The organism is Enterobacter sp. MGH 37, assembly GCF_000534515.1.
Classification (GTDB): Bacteria; Pseudomonadota; Gammaproteobacteria; order Enterobacterales; family Enterobacteriaceae; genus Enterobacter; species Enterobacter kobei.
The window spans coordinates 1,180,242-1,205,917 of record NZ_KI973206.1 but is presented as its reverse complement, the minus strand read 5'-3'; the positions used below and the strand labels follow the sequence as shown (position 1 = coordinate 1,205,917).

Genomic DNA, 25,676 nt, shown 5'->3' with positions numbered 1-25,676 from the left:
CCATCATGGACGCATTACTGCAACTCAAGGGGATCGATAAATCGTTCCCGGGCGTAAAAGCCCTCTCCGGTGCGGCGCTGAATGTCTACTCCGGTCGCGTGATGGCGCTGGTGGGCGAAAACGGTGCGGGCAAATCCACCATGATGAAAGTGCTGACCGGGATTTACCAACGTGATGCCGGTTCGCTGCTCTGGCTGGGTAAAGAGACCACCTTTAACGGCCCGAAATCTTCTCAGGAAGCGGGTATCGGTATCATCCACCAGGAGCTAAACCTGATCCCGCAGCTCACCATTGCGGAGAACATCTTCCTCGGCCGTGAGTTTGTGAACCGGTTTGGCAAAATCGACTGGAAAACCATGTACGCCGAAGCGGACAAGCTGCTCGCGAAGCTGAACCTGCGCTTTAAGAGCGACCGTCTGGTAGGCGAGCTCTCCATCGGCGATCAGCAGATGGTGGAAATCGCGAAGGTGCTGAGCTTTGAATCCAAAGTCATCATCATGGATGAGCCGACCGACGCTCTCACTGATACCGAAACCGAATCCCTGTTCCGCGTTATCCGCGAGCTGAAATCGCAGGGTCGTGGGATTGTCTATATTTCTCACCGCATGAAAGAGATCTTCGAGATTTGCGATGACGTCACCGTCTTCCGCGACGGGCAGTTTATTGCCGAGCGCGAAGTGGCGACGCTGACCGAAGATACGCTCATCGAAATGATGGTGGGACGTAAGCTGGAAGATCAGTATCCGCGTCTGGATAAAGCACCGGGTGAGATCCGCCTGAAGGTGGATAACCTCTGCGGTCCGGGCGTTCACGATGTGACCTTTACCCTGCGCCAGGGTGAGATCCTCGGTGTCGCGGGTCTGATGGGCGCGGGACGTACCGAACTGATGAAAGTGCTCTACGGCGCACTGCCGCGCATCAGCGGTTATGTCACCCTCGACGGTCATGAAGTGGTGACGCGCTCTCCGCAGGATGGTCTGGCGAACGGTATCGTCTATATCTCTGAAGACCGCAAGCGCGACGGTTTAGTGCTGGGCATGTCGGTAAAAGAGAACATGTCGCTTACCGCGCTGCGCTATTTCAGCCGCAGCGGCGGCAGCCTTAAGCATAAAGACGAGCAGCAGGCGGTCAGTGATTTTATCCGTCTTTTTAACGTCAAAACGCCGTCAATGGAGCAGGCGATTGGCCTGTTGTCCGGTGGTAATCAGCAGAAAGTGGCGATTGCCCGCGGGCTGATGACGCGCCCGAAAGTCTTGATCCTCGACGAGCCAACCCGCGGCGTAGACGTGGGCGCAAAGAAAGAGATCTATCAGCTGATTAACCAGTTCAAGGCCGACGGGCTGAGCATCATTCTGGTCTCTTCCGAGATGCCAGAAGTATTAGGCATGAGCGATCGCATTATCGTCATGCATGAAGGGCATCTCGGCGGTGAATTCACTCGCGAGCAGGCCACCCAGGAAGTTCTGATGGCTGCCGCTGTGGGCAAGCTTAATCGCGTGAATCAGGAGTAAGAAGATGACTACCCAGGCTGTTTCTGGTCGCCGCTATTTCACAAAGGCATGGTTGATGGAACAAAAATCGCTGATTGCCCTGCTGGTGCTGATCGCGATTGTGTCGACCATGAGCCCGAATTTCTTCACCGTTAATAACCTCTTCAACATTCTGCAGCAGACGTCTGTGAACGCCATTATGGCGGTCGGGATGACGCTGGTGATTTTGACCTCGGGTATCGATCTGTCCGTCGGTTCCCTGCTGGCGCTCACCGGTGCGATCGCCGCTTCGCTTGTCGGGATTGAAGTCAACGCGCTGGTGGCGGTTGCCGCTGCACTGGCAGCAGGCGCGGCGATTGGCGCTGTAACCGGCGTAATCGTGGCAAAAGGGCGTGTTCAGGCGTTTATCGCCACGCTGGTCATGATGCTGCTGCTGCGTGGTGTGACCATGGTCTACACCAACGGTAGCCCGGTCAATACCGGATTTACGGATAATGCCGATCTTTTTGGCTGGTTCGGTATTGGCCGTCCGCTGGGCGTCCCGACGCCGGTCTGGATCATGGCTATCGTCTTCCTGGCGGCGTGGTACATGCTGCATCACACTCGTCTGGGTCGTTACATTTATGCGCTGGGCGGTAACGAAGCGGCAACGCGTCTGTCCGGTATTAGCGTCAATAAAGTCAAAATTATCGTTTACTCCCTGTGCGGCCTGCTGGCCTCTCTGGCGGGCATCATCGAAGTGGCGCGTCTTTCTTCTGCGCAGCCAACGGCGGGTACGGGCTATGAACTGGATGCCATCGCGGCGGTGGTTCTGGGCGGTACGAGTCTGGCGGGCGGTAAAGGTCGCATTGTTGGGACATTGATCGGCGCACTGATCCTCGGTTTCCTGAATAATGGTTTGAATTTGTTAGGTGTTTCCTCCTATTACCAGATGATCGTTAAGGCAGTGGTGATTTTGCTGGCGGTACTGGTAGACAACAAAAAACAGTAACTGACGACACTACAGGACATCTTAGATATGAACATGAAAAAACTGGCTACCCTGGTTTCCGCAGTCGCGCTGAGCGCAACCGTAAGTGCTAACGCCATGGCGAAAGACACCATCGCGCTGGTTGTCTCTACCCTGAACAACCCGTTCTTCGTCTCCCTGAAGGATGGTGCGCAGAAAGAAGCTGACAAGCTGGGTTACAACCTGGTCGTGCTGGATTCTCAGAACAACCCGGCGAAAGAGCTGGCGAACGTTCAGGACTTAACCGTTCGTGGCACCAAAATCCTGCTGATCAACCCAACTGATTCTGACGCCGTAGGTAACGCCGTTAAAATGGCAAACCAGGCGAAAATTCCGGTGATCACGCTGGACCGTCAGGCGAACAAAGGCGATGTAGTCAGCCACATCGCGTCTGATAACGTGCTGGGCGGTAAAATCGCCGGTGATTACATTGCGAAGAAAGCCGGTGAAGGCGCCAAAGTCATCGAACTGCAGGGGATTGCCGGGACGTCCGCAGCGCGTGAGCGTGGCGAAGGCTTCCAGCAGGCTGTTGCTGCACACAAATTCAATGTCCTGGCGAGCCAGCCAGCAGACTTCGACCGTACCAAAGGTCTGAACGTTATGCAGAACCTGCTGACCGCACATCCTGACGTGCAGGCTGTGTTTGCACAGAACGATGAGATGGCGCTGGGTGCGCTGCGTGCCCTGCAGACTGCAGGTAAATCTGATGTGATGGTTGTCGGATTTGACGGTACGCCGGATGGTGAAAAAGCGGTAAATGATGGCAAACTGGCTGCGACCATCGCTCAGCTGCCTGAGCAGATTGGCGCGACTGGCGTACAAACTGCCGACAAAGTGCTGAAGGGCGAAAAAGTTCAGGCCAAATACCCTGTTGACCTGAAGCTGGTCATCAAGCAGTAAAAGGCGAATCAGGCAGTCGCTGGCTGCCTGAGGGACACCAATAAAGAAAAGTGTGGCATACGCCACCGGGTAACACCGGTGGCGCTCTCAGATGGACAATCCAACCATGAAAACCGCAGGTAACCTCGTCGTCCTTGGCAGTATCAATGCCGATCACATTCTTAACCTTGAATCATTCCCTGCACCGGGCGAAACCGTCACGGGTAATCAGTACCAGGTAGCATTTGGCGGTAAGGGCGCAAACCAGGCCGTCGCCGCCGGACGCAGTGGGGCGAATATTGCGTTTATCGCCTGTACGGGTGATGACGATACCGGTGAGCGCGTACGTAAACAGCTGGCCAGCGATAATATTGATATCGCGCCGGTCAGCGTTGTTGCGGGGGAGTCTACCGGCGTGGCGCTGATTTTCGTCAACGCTGAAGGTGAGAATGTCATCGGTATTCATGCGGGTGCTAACGCTGCGCTGACGACGGCGCGCGTAGAAGCGCAACGAGCACTCATCGGTGGAGCCGAAGCCCTGCTGATGCAGCTGGAGTCACCGGTTGAAAGCGTGCTGGCTGCCGCCAAAATTGCGCATGAAAATCATACCACTGTCGTACTTAACCCTGCTCCAGCCTGTGTATTATCAGACGAGTTGTTGGCGCTGGTGGACATCATTACGCCAAACGAAACCGAAGCGGAAAAGCTGACGGGCATTCGTGTTGAAAATGATGATGATGCCGCGCGTGCGGCGAAAGTGTTGCATGAAAAGGGCGTCGGGACCGTTATCATTACTCTTGGCAGCCGTGGGGTGTGGGCAAGCGTAAACGGCGAAGGGCGTCGCGTGCCGGGCTTCAGGGTTAAAGCCATTGATACGATTGCCGCAGGCGATACCTTTAACGGTGCGCTGGTGACGGCGCTGCTGGAAGGCAAAGTGATGGATGATGCGATCCGCTTTGCGCATGCCGCCGCCGCAATTGCGGTGACGCGTAAAGGGGCACAGCCTTCCGTACCGTGGCGCAAAGAGATCGATGAATTCTTAAGTCAGCAGGGGTAACGTTTGGCTACGATGAAAGATGTCGCCCGCATGGCGGGCGTTTCTACTTCGACTGTCTCTCACGTTATTAATAACGATCGTTTCGTTAGCGAGGCGATTCGGGAGAAAGTCGAAGCCGCAGTAAAAGATCTCAACTATGCGCCGTCGGCGCTGGCGCGCAGCCTTAAGCTTAACCAGACGCGCACCATCGGTATGCTGATCACCGCCAGTACCAACCCTTTTTATTCTGAACTTGTTCGCGGCGTAGAGCGCAGCTGCTTCGAGCGTGGCTACAGTCTGGTGCTGTGCAATACCGAGGGTGACGAACAGCGCATGAACCGTAACCTGGAAACGCTGATGCAAAAACGCGTCGACGGGTTATTGCTGCTCTGTACCGAAACCCATCAACCGTCGAAAGAGATTATCCAGCGCTACCCTTCAATTCCTACGGTGATGATGGACTGGGCGCCGTTCGATGGGACCAGCGATCTGATTCAGGATAATTCCCTGCTGGGCGGCGACATGGCAACTCAGCATCTGATAGATAAAGGTCATACCCGCATCGCCTGCATTACCGGCCCGCTGGATAAAACCCCGGCGCGCTTGCGTCTGGAAGGTTATCTCTCGGCGATGGAACGCGCGGGTCTTGCCATCCCTGACGGCTACCGGATCACCGGTGATTTCGAATTTAACGGCGGCTTTGAGGCGATGCAGACATTGCTGATGCAAGATCCGCGTCCGCAGGCGGTATTTATCGGTAACGATGCGATGGCATTTGGTGCTTATCAGGCGTTGTATCAGGCGGGGTTACGCGTTCCGGACGATATGGCGATCATTGGCTACGATGATATCGAACTGGCGCGCTACATGACGCCGCCGCTGACCACCATTCATCAGCCGAAAGATGAACTGGGTGAGCTGGCCATTGATGTGTTGATCCACCGAATGGCGCAGCCCACGCTGCAACAGCAACGTCTGCAGCTTACTCCTGTTCTGATGGAACGGGGTTCGGTTTAGCCTTTGCTTTGTGGCGCTCTTTGATCAGGTTTCGGCCATCTTTCGGTTTTAACAGCATAAAGACCAGCGCCGATACCACCGTGAGTGCGCCCATCGTAATAAAGGTATAGTGGAACTGCTCAACGGTATTCGCGCTGTCAAAACCCTCATAAAAGCGCAGCACTGCTGCACTTACCGCCACCCCTAAACTGATCGACAGCTGCTGTGTTACCGCCAGCACGCTGTTGCCGCTACTGGCATTCTCGTCAGTCAGATCGGCAAGGGTAATGGTGTTCATCGACGTAAACTGCGTCGACATTGCCATGCCCAGCACAAACAACGGCAGGATCAGCATCCAGACGGGAAGAGAGGCGGATTGCAGAGAGAATTGCGCAATCATCAGGCCGATAAAGACCGTCACGCCAACCAGCGTCTTACGATAGCCAAACCAGCGCAGTACCTGCGTGACGGTTGATTTTGCCAGAATTGAACCCATTGCCGTGGGCGCCATCATGCAGCCGGCAATCAGGGCCGGATAGCCAAAACCTACCTGCAACATCAATGGCATCAGGAACGGTACGCATCCTGTCCCCAGGCGTGAAGCTATGTTTCCTGCAATCCCGACGGAGAAGGTCCGGGTGTTAAACAGCGATAAAGAGATAAGCGGTGTCGGGTGGCGACGCGCATGACGTATATAAAGAAGGAAAAGCAGAATACCGCTGAGGATGACGGCCAGTGCCAGCCACGTTTCAACGATTTTCTCACCAAACAGCTCCATCCCGCTGGAGAACAGCACCAGGCTTAGACCAAACAGGAAAAATCCGCCCATATCGAAGCTGCGTCTTGGCGTGGTGAAGTTGGGCATATATTTGCGAGCGTAGAACAGCCCTGCCACACCAATCGGGATATTAATCAGGAAGATCCAGTGCCAGCTTGCCCAGGTCACAAACACGCCGCCGAGTACCGGGCCCAGTATCGGGCCGACGAGGCCCGGCATGGTGACGAAGTTGAGCACGGGAAGCAGCTCGCTGCGTGGGTAGGCACGCAGCAATGCCAGGCGCGCCACGGGCATCATCATCGCGCCGCCAATGCCCTGTAACACGCGGAAGATAACCAGCTCTGTTAAGGATGTGGAGAGCGCGCAGGCCAGCGAACCCAGGGTAAAGAGCGTTACGGCCAGCATGAAAACTCTGCGGGTACCGAAGCGGTCAGCCAGCCAGCCGCTTACCGGGATCAGCATCGCCACCGTCAGGGTATAGCTGATGATGGCGGACTGCATTGCCAGCGGGGAGCGGTTGAGGCTTTGTGCAATGGCGGGAAGCGCTGTGTTGAGGATGGTGGCATCCAGTGCCTGCATAAAGAACGCCATGGCTGCAATCCACGGCAATCCTGCCATGCTGCGCGCTTTTTTCTTTGTCATTTATCTACCTGCTGGTGGGTTGGCGCGGCCAGCAATGCCTGGCACGCACTCAGGGCTCGCTGCCCGTCGTTCTCCTGAATGGCATCCACTATCGCCTGATGCAAATCCAGCTTTACCACTTCGTCTTGTGTAATAGAGGAAAAGTAGGTGTGGTACACCGAATGGAATAACGAGGCAAAGGAGGTCAGGAAGGGATTGGCGCTCATCATATAGATATGTTCATGCCAGGCCATATCGACCTCAACCCAGCGTTCCCGATTGAAGTGTTTTTTCAGGAACACCATCTCTTCCATCAACGCGTTAAGTTGCGCTTTCTGCTCTGCTGTTCCGAGCGTGGCGGCAAGCAGGCAGGCCTGGGGTTCAAGGCTACTACGCATCACGAGGAAGTGATCGACCACCTGATGAAAGTTATCTTCGGTCATCCACCAGGAGAGCAGCTCCTGATCGAGAAAATTCCAGTTACTCTGTGGCATCACGCGCGTACCAATGCGCGGGCGCGGGAGAACCATCCCTTTTGCCGTCAGGGTTTTCACCGCTTCACGAACGGCGGTACGGCTCACCCCAAACTGCTCGCCCAACTCCATTTCACCCGGCAGGATGCTGCCCGGGGCATATTTTCCCGCTAAAATCCGCTGCGCCAGCTTTTCTGCCAGCACATAGGAGAGGTTTTTTTGGGCGGCCAGCTGTTGTGCGCTTAATGGCATCGCGTTTATTCCTTAATGTTTCATGCTGATAATTATGCCACCTCGAATGTGATTGTGGTTGTAGATACATCAAATAGAACAATTTGTAGCTTGATTTCACCGCTATTGGTGAAAAAAAACACGGACGGAAACTTTTTTTAAATTTCCTCTTGTCACTGTGAAATAACTCCCTATAATGCGCCTCCACTGACACGGAACAACGGCACACACGCCGCCGGGTCAGCAGAGAAAAGCAAAATAAACGCTTGACTCTGAAGCGGGAAAGCGTAATATGCACACCCCGCGCCGCAGCGAAAACGAAGCGGCACTGCTCTTTAACAATTTATCAGACAATCTGTGTGGGCACTCAAAGTGACATGGATTCTTAACGTCGCAAGACGAAAAATGAATACCAAGTCTCTGAGTGAACATACGTAATTCATTACGAAGTTTAATTCACGAGCATCAAACTTAAATTGAAGAGTTTGATCATGGCTCAGATTGAACGCTGGCGGCAGGCCTAACACATGCAAGTCGAACGGTAGCACAGAGAGCTTGCTCTCGGGTGACGAGTGGCGGACGGGTGAGTAATGTCTGGGAAACTGCCTGATGGAGGGGGATAACTACTGGAAACGGTAGCTAATACCGCATAACGTCGCAAGACCAAAGAGGGGGACCTTCGGGCCTCTTGCCATCAGATGTGCCCAGATGGGATTAGCTAGTAGGTGGGGTAACGGCTCACCTAGGCGACGATCCCTAGCTGGTCTGAGAGGATGACCAGCCACACTGGAACTGAGACACGGTCCAGACTCCTACGGGAGGCAGCAGTGGGGAATATTGCACAATGGGCGCAAGCCTGATGCAGCCATGCCGCGTGTATGAAGAAGGCCTTCGGGTTGTAAAGTACTTTCAGCGGGGAGGAAGGTGTTGTGGTTAATAACCGCAGCAATTGACGTTACCCGCAGAAGAAGCACCGGCTAACTCCGTGCCAGCAGCCGCGGTAATACGGAGGGTGCAAGCGTTAATCGGAATTACTGGGCGTAAAGCGCACGCAGGCGGTCTGTCAAGTCGGATGTGAAATCCCCGGGCTCAACCTGGGAACTGCATTCGAAACTGGCAGGCTAGAGTCTTGTAGAGGGGGGTAGAATTCCAGGTGTAGCGGTGAAATGCGTAGAGATCTGGAGGAATACCGGTGGCGAAGGCGGCCCCCTGGACAAAGACTGACGCTCAGGTGCGAAAGCGTGGGGAGCAAACAGGATTAGATACCCTGGTAGTCCACGCCGTAAACGATGTCGACTTGGAGGTTGTGCCCTTGAGGCGTGGCTTCCGGAGCTAACGCGTTAAGTCGACCGCCTGGGGAGTACGGCCGCAAGGTTAAAACTCAAATGAATTGACGGGGGCCCGCACAAGCGGTGGAGCATGTGGTTTAATTCGATGCAACGCGAAGAACCTTACCTACTCTTGACATCCAGAGAACTTTCCAGAGATGGATTGGTGCCTTCGGGAACTCTGAGACAGGTGCTGCATGGCTGTCGTCAGCTCGTGTTGTGAAATGTTGGGTTAAGTCCCGCAACGAGCGCAACCCTTATCCTTTGTTGCCAGCGGTTAGGCCGGGAACTCAAAGGAGACTGCCAGTGATAAACTGGAGGAAGGTGGGGATGACGTCAAGTCATCATGGCCCTTACGAGTAGGGCTACACACGTGCTACAATGGCGCATACAAAGAGAAGCGACCTCGCGAGAGCAAGCGGACCTCATAAAGTGCGTCGTAGTCCGGATTGGAGTCTGCAACTCGACTCCATGAAGTCGGAATCGCTAGTAATCGTAGATCAGAATGCTACGGTGAATACGTTCCCGGGCCTTGTACACACCGCCCGTCACACCATGGGAGTGGGTTGCAAAAGAAGTAGGTAGCTTAACCTTCGGGAGGGCGCTTACCACTTTGTGATTCATGACTGGGGTGAAGTCGTAACAAGGTAACCGTAGGGGAACCTGCGGTTGGATCACCTCCTTACCTTAAAGAACCTGCCTTTGCAGTGCTCACACAGATTGTCTGATGAAAAGTAAATAGCAAGGCGTCTTGCGATTGAGACTTCAGTGTCCCCTTCGTCTAGAGGCCCAGGACACCGCCCTTTCACGGCGGTAACAGGGGTTCGAATCCCCTAGGGGACGCCACTTGCTGGTTCGTGAGTGAAAGTCACCTGCCGTCATATCTCAAAACTGACTTGCGAGTCATGTTTGAGATATTTGCTCTTTAAAAATCTGGATCAAGCTGAAAATTGAAACGACACACATGTTATGTGTGTTCGAGTCTCTCAAATTTTCGCAAACCGATGATGAATCGAAAGAAACATCTTCGGGTTGTGAGGTTAAGCGACTAAGCGTACACGGTGGATGCCCTGGCAGTCAGAGGCGATGAAGGACGTGCTAATCTGCGAAAAGCGCCGGCGAGGTGATATGAACCTTTGACCCGGCGATGTCCGAATGGGGAAACCCAGTGCAATTCGTTGCACTATCGTTAACTGAATACATAGGTTAACGAGGCGAACCGGGGGAACTGAAACATCTAAGTACCCCGAGGAAAAGAAATCAACCGAGATTCCCCCAGTAGCGGCGAGCGAACGGGGAGCAGCCCGGAGTCTGAATCAGCTTGTGTGTTAGTGGAACGGTCTGGAAAGTCCGACGGTACAGGGTGATAGTCCCGTACACGAAAATGCACAGGTTGTGAACTCGAAGAGTAGGGCGGGACACGTGGTATCCTGTCTGAATATGGGGGGACCATCCTCCAAGGCTAAATACTCCTGACTGACCGATAGTGAACCAGTACCGTGAGGGAAAGGCGAAAAGAACCCCGGCGAGGGGAGTGAAAAAGAACCTGAAACCGTGTACGTACAAGCAGTGGGAGCCTACTTGTTAGGTGACTGCGTACCTTTTGTATAATGGGTCAGCGACTTATATTCTGTAGCAAGGTTAACCGTATAGGGGAGCCGAAGGGAAACCGAGTCTTAACTGGGCGTTAAGTTGCAGGGTATAGACCCGAAACCCGGTGATCTAGCCATGGGCAGGTTGAAGGTTGGGTAACACTAACTGGAGGACCGAACCGACTAATGTTGAAAAATTAGCGGATGACCTGTGGCTGGGGGTGAAAGGCCAATCAAACCGGGAGATAGCTGGTTCTCCCCGAAAGCTATTTAGGTAGCGCCTCGTGAATTCATCTTCGGGGGTAGAGCACTGTTTCGGCTAGGGGGCCATCCCGGCTTACCAACCCGATGCAAACTACGAATACCGAAGAATGTTATCACGGGAGACACACGGCGGGTGCTAACGTCCGTCGTGAAGAGGGAAACAACCCAGACCGCCAGCTAAGGTCCCAAAGTCATGGTTAAGTGGGAAACGATGTGGGAAGGCACAGACAGCCAGGATGTTGGCTTAGAAGCAGCCATCATTTAAAGAAAGCGTAATAGCTCACTGGTCGAGTCGGCCTGCGCGGAAGATGTAACGGGGCTAAACCATGCACCGAAGCTGCGGCAGCGACGCTTATGCGTTGTTGGGTAGGGGAGCGTTCTGTAAGCCGTTGAAGGTGGCCTGTGAGGGTTGCTGGAGGTATCAGAAGTGCGAATGCTGACATAAGTAACGATAAAGCGGGTGAAAAGCCCGCTCGCCGGAAGACCAAGGGTTCCTGTCCAACGTTAATCGGGGCAGGGTGAGTCGACCCCTAAGGCGAGGCCGAAAGGCGTAGTCGATGGGAAACAGGTTAATATTCCTGTACTTGGTGTTACTGCGAAGGGGGGACGGAGAAGGCTATGTTAGCCGGGCGACGGTTGTCCCGGTTTAAGCATGTAGGCGGAGGTTCCAGGTAAATCCGGTACCTTTTAACGCTGAGGTGTGATGACGAGGCACTACGGTGCTGAAGTAACAAATGCCCTGCTTCCAGGAAAAGCCTCTAAGCATCAGGTAACACGAAATCGTACCCCAAACCGACACAGGTGGTCAGGTAGAGAATACCAAGGCGCTTGAGAGAACTCGGGTGAAGGAACTAGGCAAAATGGTGCCGTAACTTCGGGAGAAGGCACGCTGATATGTAGGTGAAGCCCCTGCGGGTGGAGCTGAAATCAGTCGAAGATACCAGCTGGCTGCAACTGTTTATTAAAAACACAGCACTGTGCAAACACGAAAGTGGACGTATACGGTGTGACGCCTGCCCGGTGCCGGAAGGTTAATTGATGGGGTTAGCGGCAACGCGAAGCTCTTGATCGAAGCCCCGGTAAACGGCGGCCGTAACTATAACGGTCCTAAGGTAGCGAAATTCCTTGTCGGGTAAGTTCCGACCTGCACGAATGGCGTAATGATGGCCAGGCTGTCTCCACCCGAGACTCAGTGAAATTGAACTCGCTGTGAAGATGCAGTGTACCCGCGGCAAGACGGAAAGACCCCGTGAACCTTTACTATAGCTTGACACTGAACACTGGTCCTTGATGTGTAGGATAGGTGGGAGGCTTTGAAGCGTGGACGCCAGTCTGCGTGGAGCCGCCCTTGAAATACCACCCTTTAATGGCTGGTGTTCTAACGTAGACCCGTGATCCGGGTTGCGGACAGTGTCTGGTGGGTAGTTTGACTGGGGCGGTCTCCTCCCAAAGAGTAACGGAGGAGCACGAAGGTTAGCTAATCCTGGTCGGACATCAGGAGGTTAGTGCAATGGCATAAGCTAGCTTGACTGCGAGAGTGACGGCTCGAGCAGGTGCGAAAGCAGGTCATAGTGATCCGGTGGTTCTGAATGGAAGGGCCATCGCTCAACGGATAAAAGGTACTCCGGGGATAACAGGCTGATACCGCCCAAGAGTTCATATCGACGGCGGTGTTTGGCACCTCGATGTCGGCTCATCACATCCTGGGGCTGAAGTAGGTCCCAAGGGTATGGCTGTTCGCCATTTAAAGTGGTACGCGAGCTGGGTTTAGAACGTCGTGAGACAGTTCGGTCCCTATCTGCCGTGGGCGCTGGAGAATTGAGGGGGGCTGCTCCTAGTACGAGAGGACCGGAGTGGACGCATCACTGGTGTTCGGGTTGTCATGCCAATGGCACTGCCCGGTAGCTAAATGCGGAAGAGATAAGTGCTGAAAGCATCTAAGCACGAAACTTGCCCCGAGATGAGTTCTCCCTGAGACTTTAAGTCTCCTGAAGGAACGTTGAAGACGACGACGTTGATAGGTCGGGTGTGTAAGCGCAGCGATGCGTTGAGCTAACCGATACTAATGAACCGTGAGGCTTAACCTTACAACGCCGAAGGTGTTTTGGCGGTGAGAGACGATTTTCAGCCTGATACAGATAACAGAATTTGCCTGGCGGCTTTAGCGCGGTGGTCCCACCTGACCCCATGCCGAACTCAGAAGTGAAACGCCGTAGCGCCGATGGTAGTGTGGGGTCTCCCCATGTGAGAGTAGGGAACTGCCAGGCATCAAATAGAAGAACCCCGTACCGTAAGGTGCGGGGTTTTTTGCTTTTGGTTTTCCTCTCCCGCAGGAAGAGGGCATCAAACCGCACTCCACGTCACAATAAACTCCGCTATCCCATCCACATCATTTAAATCCAACTGCGGAACCTCAAGCGGCAATACAACATCACCGGCCACCGCAATCACATGCTCATCAAGCGTTAACTCGCTAACATCATGCCCGGCATCGCTTCGGAACAGCAGGATCTTAGGTACAGCCTCATGCTTAAACCCCTCGACCAGCACCAGATCCAGGCTGGAATGATCCATCCGGCTGACCAGATAAGCCAGATCCAGCGGTGCCTCATCTGGCGTTTCTGTCATTAATGCCCAGCGCTGATTGCTTGCCACGATTGTCTGCGCGGCACCCGCTTTACGCAGTTCATAGCTGTCTTTTCCCGGTTTATCGACATCCATGTTATGGTGCGTATGCTTAATCAATCCGGGGCGAATACCTTTCGCACACAGTGCGGGTATTAGTTTCTTCAGCAGCGTGGTTTTCCCTGTGCCGCTCCATGCGGAAATAGCTAAAACGGGGATCATCTCTTCTCCTGCATCCTCTGCAAATCTTCACTCGTATTCACGTTCACAAAAGCCGATTTGAAATCGCTAAAATCAACAGGATGGCCGCCAGACTGGCGCATAAACACCATCACTCTGCGTTCTCCCGCCGCCAGATACGCCTCCAGAGAAGACACTAGCGAGCGGTGCATTAAGGCAATAGCAGGATGGTCGCGCTCGCCGTCATGTACCCAAACCACGGATGCTGTGCCACGAAGCTGAACCAGACGCTCAACGAGACAGGATGGAATAAACGGGGTATCGCAGGGACAGAACAGAAACCACTCACTGTTCGACTGCTGCATCACTGAGAGCATACCGGCCAGCGGCCCCGGGTAATCCTCAATATTATCCTGATACACGGCATACCCGCTGTGCTGATAAGTGTCGATATGCCTGTTCGCGCTGATGGCCAGGGTTGTCACCTGGCCGGCGAGCGTATCAGCGACACATTGCCATAAGGGTTTGCCATTCAGGAGCTGGAGCCCCTTATCTTTTCCTCCCATCCGCGTTGCTCTGCCACCTGCCAGAACGACCCCAATGATTTCCTGGCTAAGATTCACGAATATCGCCTCTTTTATTGTGGGATTGACCCTGCTAACGTGTCACTCTAAATGAAAGGAGCACCACCATGAAATGTAAACGTCTGAATGAAGTTATTGAACTCCTCCAGCCAGCCTGGCAAAAAGAGCCAGAGCTTAATCTGATGCAATTCTTGCAGAAACTGGCAAAAGAGTCAGGTTTTGACGGCGAACTGGCAGACCTTTCTGACGACATCCTGATCTACCACCTCAAAATGCGCGATTCTGCCAAAGATGCTGTTATTCCTGGTATTCAGAAGGATTATGAGGAAGATTTTAAAACGGCGCTGCTGCGCGCCCGTGGCGTAATTAAAGAGTAAAAGCTTGTAAGCGGAGCCACCGAAATCGCCACAAGATGATATCCTGAATCATTCGTATAATTTCCGGATGATCGGATGAACGACCAGGCTTTTACTTTCCAGACATTACACCCGGATACCATTATGGATGCCCTGTTTGAACAGGGCATTCGTGTGGATTCGGGGTTAACGCCTTTAAATAGCTACGAAAACCGTGTCTATCAATTCCAGGATGAGGATCGTCAGCGCTTTGTCGTGAAGTTCTATCGGCCTGAACGTTGGACCGCAGAACAAATTCAGGAAGAGCATCAGTTTGCTCACGATCTGCTGGATGACGATGTCCCGGTTGCCGCACCGATAAAATTCAACAACCAAACGCTGCTGACGCATGAAGGCTTTTATTACGCTGTATTCCCAAGCCTGGGTGGCCGCCAGTTTGAAGCGGATAATATCGATCAAATGGAGTGGGTTGCCCGCTATCTGGGTCGCATTCACCAGACGGGAAGAAAAACGGCATTCACAGCCCGACCGACGATCGGTATTCAGGAATATCTTATCGAGCCGCGCCAGGTATTCGAAACCTCTGCGCTGATCCCCACTGGGCTAAAGGCTGATTTCCTCAGCGCCACCGATAAACTTATTGCTGCGGTAAAAACCTGCTGGCGCGATGATATTTCCGTCCTGCGCCTGCACGGCGATTGTCACGCCGGAAATATACTCTGGCGCGATGGCCCGCTGTTTGTCGATCTTGATGATGCGCGCATGGGGCCCGCGGTTCAGGACCTGTGGATGCTGATGAATGGCGACAAAGCCGAGCAACGCATGCAGCTTGAAACCATTATTGAAGCCTATGAAGAATTTAGCCCGTTTAATTCAGACGAAATTGCCCTGATTGAACCTTTACGTGCGATGCGTTTTGTATATTATCTCGCGTGGTTAATCAGGCGTTGGGACGATCCCGCATTTCCCCGTAATTTCCCGTGGCTTACCGGGGAAGATTACTGGCGCAGCCAGATATCTACATTCACTGAGCAGGTTAAGGTTCTTCAGGAACCCCCGCTGCAATTAACGCCGATGTATTAATAGGACACACCCAGGAGAGAGTTAATCATGAAAAAAATTTGGCTGGCGCTGGCAGGTATGATTCTGGCATTTAGCGCTTCTGCTGCACAATTTACCGACGGCAAACAGTACACTACGCTGGAGAAGCCGGTTGCTGGCGAGCCACAGGTTCTGGAGTTCTTCTCGTTCTACTGCCCGCACTGCTACCAGTTCGAAGAAGTGCTGCATGTTTCTGACAACGTGAAGAAAAAGCTGCCGGAAGGCACCAAAATGACCAAGTACCACGTTGAGTTCCTGGGCCCATTGGGTAAAGACCTGACTCAGGCGTGGGCGGTTGCGATGGCACTGGGCGTGGAAGATAAGATCACTGCCCCAATGTTTGAAGCCGTGCAGAAAACCCAGACCGTTCAGACCACAGCGGATATCCGTAAAGTGTTCGTTGATGCTGGTGTGAAAGGGGAAGAGTATGACGCCGCGTGGAATAGCTTTGTGGTGAAATCTCTGGTTGCTCAGCAGGAAAAAGCGGCGTCTGACCTGCAGCTTCAGGGCGTTCCGGCGATGTTCGTTAACGGTAAATATCAGCTGAACATGCAGGGCATGGACACCAGCAGCATGGATATTTTCGTTCAGCAGTATGCTGACACCGTGAAATACCTGGTTGAGAAAAAGTAAGTTCTTAGAGATGAAAACGCCGGTCACTGACCGGCGTTTTTGTATGAAGATTTAATGCTGTCTATCTGCTCGTCTTTTTCTTTCCAGAGTGTATTAAGCCACTGCTGGAAACGACGTTTGAAATTTTTATCGTTAACGTAGTCGCCATGCAGTTCGGCATCGACGGGAACTAAATTCACCCGCACAACAATGTGTGTCAGCTTGCCGCTGAGCATATCGAAGAACGGGGTGTTATCGTTCTTCGGGTAGCAGAGCGTGACGTTGAGTAACTTATCGAACTGAGCACCCAGTACATTAAGCGCCATCGCAATGCCCGCCGCCTTTGGCGGCAGCAGGTTTTGATACGGGGAGCGTGTTTGCTGACGTTTCTCTTCCGTAAACCGGGAGCCTTCCACAAAGTTCACAATGGTTGTTGGATGCGCGCGAAACTTTTCGCAGGAACGGCGGGTGGTCTCTACATCTTTACCACGATGCTCCGGATGACGAAGCAAATAGCTGCGCGAATAGCGTTTCATAAACGGCATATCGAGCGCCCAGCAGGCCAGACCAATAAAAGGTACCCAGGCAAGTTGTTGCTTGAGGAAGTATTTATTCATCGGGATGTGTTTGCGGAAAAGCACGCATAACACCACGATGTCGGCCCAGCTGTGATGATTACAAATCAGCAGATACCAGTTCTTTTTATTGAGGTTCTCCAGTCCTTCGACATCCCACTTCAGATGCGGGTTCAGACACAACAGGATCGCCAGCCCTTCACACCAACAGTACATCATGAAGTTACAAAACGCTGACACGGCTCGCCACACCGAGGGCACAGGCAGCAGCAGTTTAATGATCCCGGCGATGATGATCGGCACGGAACAGGCGATCGTCACCAGAATAGTTAAAATGATGCTTAACAGTAAGGTTATTGCAGCGAGCAATCTCGACATGATGAGTTTTTTCAGGTGGTTAGCGGTAAGAGCGCGGCCGACACGTCGGCGCTGGGCGCTGATTTTACCAGAAAAACGACAAAGTATTGGCGCTTTCACGCCGTCATTTGACCGCTTTTACCCTGACGCAGAAGATTTCTCTAATATTGCGCACTAATCAGGACTTATATCCACATAGACTAAATTGCCATCAGTAAGCTGTTTTTATGTGATGTGCTTAATTAACAATATGATATTTAATGATTTATTATCATTATTGATCTGCTGTGGCTGTCTGTTTTTCATTTGAAGTGAAAATATTCACAAACTTATCCACAGTTTGATTTTTGCGAGCGATCCTCACGATCGCAAAATCTTTTTCTGTATCGGGACTGAATAACTGATGTTTTCATCCTTATGTGGCATCCTTTACGCATAAATTGATTAAAGGCACGGACATTATGGTTCAGATCCCAGAAAACCCACTTATTCTCGTCGATGGCTCATCTTACCTGTATCGGGCATACCATGCGTTTCCTCCTCTGACCAATAGCGCAGGGGAACCTACCGGCGCAATGTACGGCGTGCTGAATATGCTGCGCAGCCTGATCCTTCAGTATCAGCCAACCCATGCGGCAGTCGTTTTTGATGCGAAAGGCAAAACCTTCCGCGATGAGTTGTTCGAGCATTACAAATCCCACCGTCCGCCTATGCCTGACGATCTACGTGCGCAAATTGAGCCGCTGCACGCCATGGTGAAAGCGATGGGCCTGCCGCTGCTGGCTGTCTCTGGCGTGGAAGCCGACGACGTCATCGGTACGCTGGCGCGAGAAGCAGAAAAAATGGGTCGTCCGGTACTGATCAGCACCGGTGATAAAGATATGGCACAGTTGGTGACGCCAGGCATCACCCTGATTAACACTATGACCAATACCATTCTGGGGCCAGAAGAGGTGGTCACTAAGTATGGTGTGCCGCCGGAACTGATTATCGACTTCCTTGCCTTGATGGGCGACTCCTCGGATAACATTCCTGGTGTGCCCGGCGTCGGTGAAAAAACCGCGCAGGCGTTGCTTCAGGGTCTGGGTGGGTTGGATACGCTTTACGCCGAATCAGACAAAATTGCAGGCCTCTCCTTCCGTGGCGCAAAAACCATGGCCGGCAAACTGGAAGAGAACAAAGAGGTGGCTTATCTCTCTTATAAGCTGGCAACAATTAAAACCGATGTCGAACTGGAACTGGGCTGTGAGCAGCTGGAAGTGCAACAGCCTTCTGCTGACGAATTGCTGAACCTGTTTAAGAAATACGAATTCAAGCGCTGGACCACTGACGTGGAAGCGGGTAAATGGCTGCAGGCGAAAGGGGCCAAACCTGCTGCAAAGCCAAAAGAGACGATTGTCGTTGATGCCGAAGAGCAGGCAGAAGAAGAAGCCACAGTCCTCTCCTTCGATAACTACGAAACCATTCTTGAAGAGTCGCAGCTGATCGCCTGGATCGAGAAACTGAAAAAGGCACCGGTGTTTGCCTTTGATACCGAAACTGACAGCCTCGATAATATCTCTGCCAACATGGTGGGTCTGTCCTTTGCAACAGAGCCGGGTATGGCAGCCTATGTGCCTGTGGCGCACGATTATCTGGATGCACCAGAGCAGATCTCTCGCGAACGCGTGCTTGAGCTGCTGAAGCCGATTCTGGAAGACGAAAAGGCGCTGAAGGTCGGGCAAAACCTCAAGTATGACCGCGGTATTCTGCAAAACTACGGCATTGAACTGCGCGGGATTGCCTTCGACACCATGCTCGAATCCTACATTCTGGACAGCGTCGCGGGTCGTCATGATATGGATTCCTTATCTGACCGCTGGCTCAAGCACAAAACCATCACCTTTGAAGAGATTGCCGGTAAAGGAAAAAATCAGCTCACCTTTAACCAGATAGCGCTCGAAGAAGCTGGGCGCTATGCGGCGGAAGATGCCGACGTCACGCTGCAGCTGCATCTGAAAATGTGGCCGAAACTCCAGAAGCATGAAGGTCCGCTCAACGTGTTCCAGCATATCGAAATGCCGCTGGTTCCCGTGTTGTCGCGTATTGAACGCAACGGCGTAAAAATCGACCCTACGGTGCTGCATAACCACTCCGGAGAGTTGGCACAGCGTCTGACCGAGCTTGAGCAGAAAGCCCATGAGCTTGCAGGCGAACCGTTTAACCTCTCTTCACCGAAACAGTTGCAAACCATCCTGTTTGAAAAACAGGGCATCAAGCCGCTGAAGAAAACCCCTGGCGGTGCGCCATCCACCTCTGAAGAGGTGCTGGAAGAACTGGCACTGGATTACCCGCTGCCAAAAGTGATCCTGCAGTACCGTGGTCTCGCGAAGCTGAAGTCTACTTATACCGACAAGCTCCCGCTGATGATCAACCCGAAAACGGGCCGGGTGCATACGTCATATCATCAGGCCGTTGCGGCAACCGGTCGACTCTCGTCAACCGATCCAAACCTGCAGAACATCCCGGTGCGTAATGAAGAGGGGCGTCGCATTCGCCAGGCCTTTATTGCACCTGATGACTACCTGATTGTCTCGGCTGACTACTCGCAAATTGAGTTGCGCATTATGGCGCACCTGTCCCGTGACAAAGGCCTGCTGACGGCATTTGCGGAAGGGAAAGATATTCACCGGGCGACCGCAGCGGAAGTGTTCGGTTTGCCGCTGGACAGCGTGACAAACGAGCAGCGCCGCAGCGCAAAAGCGATCAACTTCGGTCTGATCTACGGTATGAGCGCTTTCGGCCTTTCACGCCAGCTCAACATCCCGCGTAAAGAGTCGCAGAAGTATATGGATCTCTACTTCGAACGTTACCCGGGTGTGCTGGAGTACATGGAACGCACTCGCGCTCAGGCGAAAGAGAAAGGTTACGTTGAAACCCTGGATGGCCGCCGTCTTTATCTTCCGGACATCAAATCCAGCAACGCGGCGCGCCGCGCTGGCGCAGAACGTGCCGCGATCAACGCCCCGATGCAGGGAACTGCAGCAGACATCATCAAGCGTGCAATGATTGCCGTGGATGCCTGGCTGGAGAAAGAGAAGCCGCGCGTGAAAATGATCATGCAGGTACACGATGAACTGGTGTTTGAAGTGCATAAAGACGATCTCGACACCGTGTCGAAAAAGATCCACGAACTGATGGAAAGCAGCATGACGCTTGACGTGCCGTTGCTGGTGGAAGTGGGGAGTGGTGAAAACTGGGATCAGGCTCACTAACGGTTCTGTGAATAACGCGCTTTTTATGTAAGTTAGCAACATAACCACGTGCGTTTTGTGACGATCATTAGAATTCCCTATGTAAAGAATGAAAAAAAACTACAAAAAGTGCTTTTTCTGCAGCAAAAAAAGGGGTAGAGTTATCGACGTAGGGTACAGAGGTAAGATGTTCTATCTTTCAGACCTTTTACTTCACGTAATCGGATTTGGCTGAATATTTTAGCCGCCCCAGTCAGTAATGACTGGGGCGTTTTTTATTGTGGCAAAGAAAAGTTCAGGTAAAAAAAAGCGCGGGCATTGCCGCGCTCAGTATTACTCTTCTTCCGCTTCTGTCGCGGGTTCCAGCTCGTTAAACCAGCTATCAAGTTTCTGGCGCAGCTTGTCTACACCCTGTTTTTTCAGCGAAGAGAAAGGCTCCACCTGAACATCGCCATTGAAGGCCAGTACCGCTTCGCGAACCATATTCACCTGCGCTTTACGCGCACCGCTTGCCAGCTTATCGGCTTTTGTCAGCAGCACCAGCACGGCAATATCGCTTGCGACGGCCCAGTCGATCATCTGCTGATCGAGATCTTTCAGCGGATGGCGAATGTCCATCAGCACCACCAGACCTTTCAGGCACATGCGTTTTTCCAGGTATTCGCCCAGCGCACGTTGCCATTTGATCTTCATCTCTTCAGGCACCTGCGCATAACCATATCCCGGCAAGTCGACCAGGCGTTTGCCTTCAGCCACTTCAAAGAGGTTGATCAGCTGGGTACGGCCAGGCGTTTTTGAGGTGCGCGCCAGGTTCTTCTGATTGGTCAGCGTATTCAGGGCGCTGGATTTCCCCGCATTGGAGCGGCCAGCAAAAGCCACTTCAATACCGGTATCAGATGGCAGGTGGCGAATATCGGGCGCACTGGTGACAAAATGCGTCTGTTGGTAGTTCCAGGTAGTCACGTGGTCGTCTCCAAAATCGTAATCTGGGGGGGATTATACCCGAATGCCAACAAAAGGCTTTTCTCATTACACAGAGCTTGCAGGGGAAAGCCCGCACTTGTGTGAGAGATCGGCTCATCATGCTATGGGAGATTTAAGAGAATTCGCAGGTGTCAAAAAAGTCAAACTGTTTTAAATCATAAGCTTATTTCCGGGTAATTGTCTGAAAATCTCTTTTTGCACCGTTTCGTTGCTTGTTAGTTTAAGCGAACAAGGTAAAGTATGCGTCAGGGCGAGGAAGCCAACAGGAATTCGACTTAAGGATTAGGGTCAGGAGCGCCAGGAGGCGAAGACGCAGGACAGTCAGGACGACCGGCGCCTGGAGGCGTTTTAAAAGGAAAGGGAACCGTACACGGACGGTATCAGCCAAGGGATAAACAGGGTTTGTTGTTGGTAAACATGGAATGTCTGACCCGCTAAGGGTTGTGAGTCAGGAAAAAAGGCGACAGATTGCTCTGTCGCCTTTTTTCTTTGCTTGCTTTCTGCTAGATTTCGCCGCAATTCTATACTGAAGAAAACGACTTAAAGATAAAACATCATGAAAAAACCAACCTCCGCAGCAGGTGCTAAACGCCCTGCGAAAGCACGCCGCAAAACGCGCGAAGAACTGAACCAGGAAGCGCGCGATCGCAAACGCGATAAAAAACATCGTGGCCATGCTGCGGGAAGCCGTGCGAACGGCGGTGGTGCAGCGGGCGCTTCTGCAAAAGGCAAACAGCAGAAAGATCCTCGTATCGGCAGTAAAACTCCCATTCCACTGGGCGTGACAGACACCCCGGTCACTAAGCAGCACAAACCAAAGAGCGAGAAACCTATGCTTTCACCGCAGGCTGAGCTGGATTTGCTGGAGAACGATGAGCGCCTGGACGCGCTGCTGGAACGTCTTGAAGAGGGTGAAACCCTGACCGCTGAAGAGCAGTCATGGGTGGATGCCAAACTGGACCGCATTGATGAGCTAATGCAGAAGCTGGGTCTGTCTTATGACGACGAAGACGACGAAGAAGAAGAAGATGAAAAGCAGGAAGATATGATGCGTCTTCTGAAGGGTGGAAACTAACATTTGCACCCGGCAGGTACGATAGTCCTGCTTATAACCCTTCCGGTTATATGTTATCTGGTGTGGTTATTCGTTAAACTACGGCGGTTGTCGCGGCGACAGAAGTGGCTGCGCACCCGAATGATGGCCCGCAACGGGGCCAGAACGGGCCGCCGTATACGAACGCGACACCAACGGAAGGAGTGAGCATGTCAGCACCAACTATCGACTGGGATTTGGCCCTAATCCAGAAATATAACTATTCCGGGCCGCGTTATACGTCATACCCCACTGCGCTGGAGTTCTCCGATGCCTTCGGCGAGGCGGATTTTCAGCAGGCTGTTGCGCGCTATCCTGAGCGCCCGCTGTCGCTCTACGTCCATATTCCGTTCTGCCACAAGCTCTGCTACTTCTGCGGCTGCAATAAAATCGTTACCCGTCAGCAGCATAAAGCCGATCAGTATCTCGATGCGCTCGAACAGGAAATTCTTCACCGTGCACCGCTGTTTAAAGGGCGTCACGTCAGCCAGCTTCACTGGGGCGGCGGCACGCCAACCTACCTGAATAAAGCGCAAATCACGCGTTTGATGACGCTTTTACGTAGCCACTTTAATTTTAACGACGATGCTGAAATCTCGATCGAGGTTGACCCGCGTGAAATTGAGCTGGATGTCCTGGATCACTTACGCGCGGAAGGCTTCAACCGTCTGAGCATGGGCGTGCAGGATTTCAACAAAGAGGTCCAGCGTCTGGTGAACCGCGAGCAGGATGAAGAGTTTATCTTTGCCTTGCTCAATCATGCGCGTGAAATCGGCTTTACGTCGACCAATATTGACCTGATTTACGGCCTGCCAAAACAGACGCCAGAGAGCTTCGCCTTCACGCTGAAGCGTGTGGCCGAGCTTAACCCGGACCGCCTGAGCGTCTTTAACTATGCGCACCTGCCGACGTTGTTTGCCGCCCAGCGTAAAATCAAAGATGCGGATCTCCCTTCTGCTCAGCAGAAACTGGATATCCTGCAGGAAACCATTACTTCGCTGACCGAGACCGGCTATCAGTTTATCGGTATGGATCACTTTGCTCGTCCGGATGACGAACTGGCGATCGCCCAGCGAGAAGGGGTGCTGCACCGCAACTTCCAGGGATACACCACGCAGGGTGATACCGATCTGCTCGGTCTGGGCGTCTCCGCGATAAGCATGATGGGCGACTGCTACGCGCAGAACCAGAAAGAGCTGAAGCTGTATTATCAGCAGGTGGATGAAACCGGCAACGCCATGTGGCGCGGCATTGCGTTAACCCGTGATGACTGTATCCGTCGCGATGTGATCAAGGCGCTTATCTGCAACTTCCGTCTCGAATTCAGCGATGTTGAGGCGCAGTGGGATCTGCACTTCAGGGATTACTTCGCGGAAGATCTGAAGCTTCTGGCACCGCTGGCGAAAGATGGGCTGGTGGAGGTGTCGGAGAGTGCCGTTGAGGTCACGCCGAAGGGGCGTCTGTTGATTCGTAACATCTGTATGTGCTTTGACGCGTATCTGCGCCAGAAGGCGCGCATGCAGCAGTTCTCGCGGGTAATTTAAGCAGCAATGCCGGGTGTCGCTTCGCTTACCCGGCCTACATTTGCGCTTTTGTAGGCCGGGTAAGGCGAAGCCGCCACCCGGCTTTTCATTGACAGCTCGCTAGCTAAACAGCCCCACCAGCGCCGCACACAAAACAGCCGCAACGGCGGTTTGTGGCGTGTGGCTTTCAACGGCTCCGCTAGAGAGCATATTTACCAAAGTTTCCAGCATGATCGACACCCTCAATTTCCGGGCACGATCATACAAAACTCATCAGAACAGTAAAGCGCAAAATAACGGCAATTTGCGCTCAATTAATAACCTTTACACTTCGGGTAAGATTACTCCATTCCCAGCTCTTTAAGCTTGCGCGTCAGGGTATTACGCCCCCATCCCAACAGGCGGGCGGCTTCCTGCTTATGGCCTTGCGTATGACGAAGCGCGGTGGTCAACAACGTACGTTCCATCTCTGGCTGGGCTTCAGACAACAAGTTTTGATGACCGGAACGCAGCGCGCGGTCGGCCCATTGTGCCAGCAGCGTCGCCCAGCTGTCCGGCAACGCGTGACCGGTGCTGCTCTCAGGCGCGGTCGCTTCAAACAGTTCGGCCGGTAAATCCTGAATTAACACTTCCTGCCCGGCAGCCATCACGGTTAACCAGCGACAGGTATTCTCCAGCTGACGCACGTTGCCTGGCCACGCCAGACGCGTCAGGGCGGCATCGGTTTCCGGGTGAAGCTGCTTGGCTTCCACACCCAGCTCGCGGGCGGCCACCTGCAGGAAATGTCGCGCCAGGCGGGGAATATCTTCCCGGCGCTCACGCAGCGGCGGCAGATGAACGCGAATCACGTTCAGGCGATGGAATAAATCCTCACGGAATTTGCCTTCCTGTACGCGTTGCTCCAGGTTCTGGTGCGTCGCGGCGATAATGCGCACGTCCACCTTCACCGGCGCGTAGCCGCCCACGCGATAAAACTGCCCGTCGGCCAGCACGCGCAACAGGCGGGTCTGAACATCCAGCGGCATATCGCCGATCTCGTCCAGGAAAAGCGTCCCACCATCAGCCTGTTCGAAGCGCCCCTGGCGAATGGTATTCGCGCCGGTAAACGCCCCCTTCTCGTGGCCGAACAGCTCGGACTCAATCAAATCTTTTGGGATCGCGGCCATATTCAGGGCGATAAACGGCGCTTTTGCTCGCGGGCTGTGGCGATGCAAGGCATGCGCCACAAGCTCTTTACCGGTTCCCGACTCACCGTTAATCAGCACGCTGATGGATGAACGCGACAGACGGCCAATAATGCGAAACACATCCTGCATCGCTGGCGCTTCGCCGATGATGTCGGTGGTAGGCCCAAAATCGGGCGCGTGACGCGGCTGTTGCTGCTCCTGGTAATGGCTAATCGCACGCTCAACCAGTGCCACCGCCTCATCGATATCAAACGGTTTGGGCAGATAATCGAACGCCCCTTGCTGATAGGCACTCACAGCGGCATCCAGATCGGAGTGTGCCGTCATTATGATGACCGGAAGCATAGGGTGGCGTTGTTTAATCTGCTTTAAAAGCGCCAGCCCGTCCATGCCCGGCATGCGAATATCCGAAAGCAGAACGTCTGGCGTTTTGGTGGTGAGTGCATCGAGCACGTCGCTGCCGCTCTCAAACGTCGTGCAGCTTAATCCTGCCCCTGTGAGCGCGCGTTCAAGCACCCAACGGATGGAGCTATCGTCATCGACTACCCAGACTATCCCTCGTTGCATAA

Annotated in this window: 20 protein-coding genes, 1 tRNA gene and 3 rRNA genes; 16 read left to right on the top strand and 8 right to left on the bottom strand. The window is 53.2% G+C overall.

The features are described 5' to 3' along the window. Nucleotides 1-5 precede the first annotated feature (5 nt). The 5 genes from rbsA to rbsR all read left to right on the top strand — a co-directional run bounded on the left by rbsA (nucleotide 6) and on the right by rbsR (nucleotide 5,431). Nucleotides 6-1,511 (top strand): ribose ABC transporter ATP-binding protein RbsA, encoded by a 1,506-nt coding sequence (rbsA, locus tag L383_RS05570; protein ID WP_023331649.1) that lies wholly within the window; start codon nucleotides 6-8, stop codon nucleotides 1,509-1,511. Nucleotides 1,512-1,515: 4 nt separating this feature from the next. Continuing rightward, on the top strand, nucleotides 1,516-2,481 hold the full coding sequence (rbsC, locus tag L383_RS05575; RefSeq protein WP_014881872.1) for a ribose ABC transporter permease: 966 nt from the start codon (nucleotides 1,516-1,518) through the stop codon (nucleotides 2,479-2,481). Between the two features lie 27 nt (nucleotides 2,482-2,508). After that, nucleotides 2,509-3,399, top strand: a complete 891-nt coding sequence (gene rbsB / locus L383_RS05580; RefSeq protein WP_014881871.1) for a ribose ABC transporter substrate-binding protein RbsB — start codon at nucleotides 2,509-2,511, stop codon at nucleotides 3,397-3,399. 106 nt (nucleotides 3,400-3,505) lie between these two features. Then, nucleotides 3,506-4,435, top strand: coding sequence for a ribokinase (rbsK, locus tag L383_RS05585; protein WP_023331648.1), 930 nt, complete (start codon nucleotides 3,506-3,508; stop codon nucleotides 4,433-4,435). Between the two features lie 3 nt (nucleotides 4,436-4,438). Then, nucleotides 4,439-5,431: a ribose operon transcriptional repressor RbsR gene (gene rbsR, locus L383_RS05590; RefSeq protein WP_074146943.1), complete on the top strand. Its 993-nt coding sequence runs from the start codon at nucleotides 4,439-4,441 to the stop codon at nucleotides 5,429-5,431. Here the strand turns inward: rbsR and mdtD are convergent. Together mdtD and L383_RS05600 are read right to left on the bottom strand one after the other, a co-directional pair. Beyond that, entirely contained in the window at nucleotides 5,397-6,830 is a 1,434-nt protein-coding gene (gene mdtD / locus L383_RS05595; protein ID WP_023331646.1) for a multidrug transporter subunit MdtD, read from the bottom strand. The two genes, rbsR and mdtD, sit on opposite strands and share 35 nt — an antisense overlap. After that, on the bottom strand, nucleotides 6,827-7,534 hold the full coding sequence (locus L383_RS05600) for a FadR/GntR family transcriptional regulator (protein WP_023331645.1): 708 nt from the start codon (nucleotides 7,532-7,534) through the stop codon (nucleotides 6,827-6,829). The genes mdtD and L383_RS05600 overlap by 4 nt, the downstream gene beginning before the upstream one ends. A 452-nt stretch (nucleotides 7,535-7,986) precedes the next feature. On the opposite strand from L383_RS05600, the gene L383_RS05605 reads away from it, so the two are divergent. From L383_RS05605 to rrf, 4 genes are all read left to right on the top strand, one after another. Further along, nucleotides 7,987-9,526 (top strand): 16S ribosomal RNA (locus L383_RS05605). Nucleotides 9,527-9,611: 85 nt separating this feature from the next. Beyond that, nucleotides 9,612-9,687 (top strand) — tRNA-Glu (locus tag L383_RS05610). Between the two features lie 192 nt (nucleotides 9,688-9,879). Continuing rightward, nucleotides 9,880-12,784 (top strand): 23S ribosomal RNA (locus L383_RS05615). Between the two features lie 64 nt (nucleotides 12,785-12,848). Beyond that, a 5S ribosomal RNA gene (rrf, locus tag L383_RS05620) occupies nucleotides 12,849-12,964 on the top strand. Together the 16S, 23S and 5S rRNA genes with 1 tRNA gene alongside form the textbook arrangement of a ribosomal RNA operon. Nucleotides 12,965-13,040: 76 nt before the next feature. Here rrf and mobB read toward each other — a convergent pair. Then, nucleotides 13,041-13,544 (bottom strand): molybdopterin-guanine dinucleotide biosynthesis protein MobB, encoded by a 504-nt coding sequence (gene mobB / locus L383_RS05625; protein ID WP_023331644.1) that lies wholly within the window; start codon nucleotides 13,542-13,544, stop codon nucleotides 13,041-13,043. Then, a complete protein-coding gene (gene mobA / locus L383_RS05630) occupies nucleotides 13,541-14,125 on the bottom strand; it encodes a molybdenum cofactor guanylyltransferase MobA (protein ID WP_023331643.1) in 585 nt (194 codons plus the stop codon). Before mobA ends, mobB begins: the two co-directional genes overlap by 4 nt. Nucleotides 14,126-14,193: 68 nt before the next feature. Between mobA and L383_RS05635 the strand changes: the two genes are divergently transcribed. From L383_RS05635 to dsbA, 3 genes are all read left to right on the top strand, one after another. Continuing rightward, complete coding sequence (locus L383_RS05635) at nucleotides 14,194-14,463, top strand: YihD family protein (RefSeq protein WP_003861904.1); 270 nt, start codon at nucleotides 14,194-14,196, stop codon at nucleotides 14,461-14,463. Between the two features lie 75 nt (nucleotides 14,464-14,538). Continuing rightward, entirely contained in the window at nucleotides 14,539-15,525 is a 987-nt protein-coding gene (locus tag L383_RS05640) for a serine/threonine protein kinase (protein ID WP_014885769.1), read from the top strand. Between the two features lie 27 nt (nucleotides 15,526-15,552). Then, nucleotides 15,553-16,176, top strand: a complete 624-nt coding sequence (dsbA, locus tag L383_RS05645) for a thiol:disulfide interchange protein DsbA (protein WP_014885768.1) — start codon at nucleotides 15,553-15,555, stop codon at nucleotides 16,174-16,176. 23 nt (nucleotides 16,177-16,199) lie between these two features. On the opposite strand, the gene L383_RS05650 is transcribed toward dsbA, so the two are convergent. Beyond that, complete coding sequence (locus L383_RS05650; protein ID WP_239519878.1) at nucleotides 16,200-17,051, bottom strand: acyltransferase; 852 nt, start codon at nucleotides 17,049-17,051, stop codon at nucleotides 16,200-16,202. Here L383_RS05650 and L383_RS26435 point away from each other — a divergent pair. Then, nucleotides 16,948-17,265 (top strand): hypothetical protein, encoded by a 318-nt coding sequence (locus L383_RS26435; protein WP_224955194.1) that lies wholly within the window; start codon nucleotides 16,948-16,950, stop codon nucleotides 17,263-17,265. The two genes, L383_RS05650 and L383_RS26435, sit on opposite strands and share 104 nt — an antisense overlap. 283 nt (nucleotides 17,266-17,548) lie before the next feature. Then, nucleotides 17,549-20,341, top strand: coding sequence for a DNA polymerase I (polA, locus tag L383_RS05655; RefSeq protein WP_014885765.1), 2,793 nt, complete (start codon nucleotides 17,549-17,551; stop codon nucleotides 20,339-20,341). A gap of 312 nt (nucleotides 20,342-20,653) precedes the next feature. Here the strand turns inward: polA and yihA are convergent, their stop codons facing one another. Beyond that, a complete protein-coding gene (yihA, locus tag L383_RS05660) occupies nucleotides 20,654-21,283 on the bottom strand; it encodes a ribosome biogenesis GTP-binding protein YihA/YsxC (RefSeq protein WP_014885764.1) in 630 nt (209 codons plus the stop codon). A gap of 577 nt (nucleotides 21,284-21,860) precedes the next feature. Between yihA and yihI the strand changes: the two genes are divergently transcribed. Together yihI and hemN are read left to right on the top strand one after the other, a co-directional pair. Further along, nucleotides 21,861-22,379, top strand: a complete 519-nt coding sequence (gene yihI / locus L383_RS05665; RefSeq protein ID WP_023331641.1) for a Der GTPase-activating protein YihI — start codon at nucleotides 21,861-21,863, stop codon at nucleotides 22,377-22,379. A gap of 188 nt (nucleotides 22,380-22,567) precedes the next feature. Continuing rightward, nucleotides 22,568-23,941, top strand: coding sequence for an oxygen-independent coproporphyrinogen III oxidase (hemN, locus tag L383_RS05670; RefSeq protein WP_023331640.1), 1,374 nt, complete (start codon nucleotides 22,568-22,570; stop codon nucleotides 23,939-23,941). Nucleotides 23,942-24,040: 99 nt separating this feature from the next. Here the strand turns inward: hemN and L383_RS25980 are convergent, their stop codons facing one another. Together L383_RS25980 and glnG are read right to left on the bottom strand one after the other, a co-directional pair. Continuing rightward, nucleotides 24,041-24,151, bottom strand: coding sequence for a YshB family small membrane protein (locus tag L383_RS25980; protein ID WP_023331639.1), 111 nt, complete (start codon nucleotides 24,149-24,151; stop codon nucleotides 24,041-24,043). Between the two features lie 110 nt (nucleotides 24,152-24,261). After that, complete coding sequence (gene glnG / locus L383_RS05680) at nucleotides 24,262-25,674, bottom strand: nitrogen regulation protein NR(I) (RefSeq protein WP_014885761.1); 1,413 nt, start codon at nucleotides 25,672-25,674, stop codon at nucleotides 24,262-24,264. Between the last annotated feature and the right edge of the window lie 2 nt (nucleotides 25,675-25,676).

What these genes read in the sequence shown, in the direction of transcription:
- rbsA (WP_023331649.1), top strand. Translation starts at nt 6, where the DNA reads ATGGACGCATTACTGCAACTCAAGGGGATCGATAAATCGTTCCCGGGC.
- rbsC (WP_014881872.1), top strand. Translation starts at nt 1,516, where the DNA reads ATGACTACCCAGGCTGTTTCTGGTCGCCGCTATTTCACAAAGGCATGG.
- rbsB (WP_014881871.1), top strand. Translation starts at nt 2,509, where the DNA reads ATGAACATGAAAAAACTGGCTACCCTGGTTTCCGCAGTCGCGCTGAGC.
- rbsK (WP_023331648.1), top strand. Translation starts at nt 3,506, where the DNA reads ATGAAAACCGCAGGTAACCTCGTCGTCCTTGGCAGTATCAATGCCGAT.
- mdtD (WP_023331646.1), bottom strand. Translation starts at nt 6,830, where the DNA reads ATGACAAAGAAAAAAGCGCGCAGCATGGCAGGATTGCCGTGGATTGCA.
- L383_RS05600 (WP_023331645.1), bottom strand. Translation starts at nt 7,534, where the DNA reads ATGCCATTAAGCGCACAACAGCTGGCCGCCCAAAAAAACCTCTCCTAT.
- mobB (WP_023331644.1), bottom strand. Translation starts at nt 13,544, where the DNA reads ATGATCCCCGTTTTAGCTATTTCCGCATGGAGCGGCACAGGGAAAACC.
- L383_RS05635 (WP_003861904.1), top strand. Translation starts at nt 14,194, where the DNA reads ATGAAATGTAAACGTCTGAATGAAGTTATTGAACTCCTCCAGCCAGCC.
- L383_RS05640 (WP_014885769.1), top strand. Translation starts at nt 14,539, where the DNA reads ATGAACGACCAGGCTTTTACTTTCCAGACATTACACCCGGATACCATT.
- dsbA (WP_014885768.1), top strand. Translation starts at nt 15,553, where the DNA reads ATGAAAAAAATTTGGCTGGCGCTGGCAGGTATGATTCTGGCATTTAGC.
- L383_RS26435 (WP_224955194.1), top strand. Translation starts at nt 16,948, where the DNA reads ATGAAGTTACAAAACGCTGACACGGCTCGCCACACCGAGGGCACAGGC.
- polA (WP_014885765.1), top strand. Translation starts at nt 17,549, where the DNA reads ATGGTTCAGATCCCAGAAAACCCACTTATTCTCGTCGATGGCTCATCT.
- yihI (WP_023331641.1), top strand. Translation starts at nt 21,861, where the DNA reads ATGAAAAAACCAACCTCCGCAGCAGGTGCTAAACGCCCTGCGAAAGCA.
- hemN (WP_023331640.1), top strand. Translation starts at nt 22,568, where the DNA reads ATGTCAGCACCAACTATCGACTGGGATTTGGCCCTAATCCAGAAATAT.
- L383_RS25980 (WP_023331639.1), bottom strand. Translation starts at nt 24,151, where the DNA reads ATGCTGGAAACTTTGGTAAATATGCTCTCTAGCGGAGCCGTTGAAAGC.
- glnG (WP_014885761.1), bottom strand. Translation starts at nt 25,674, where the DNA reads ATGCAACGAGGGATAGTCTGGGTAGTCGATGACGATAGCTCCATCCGT.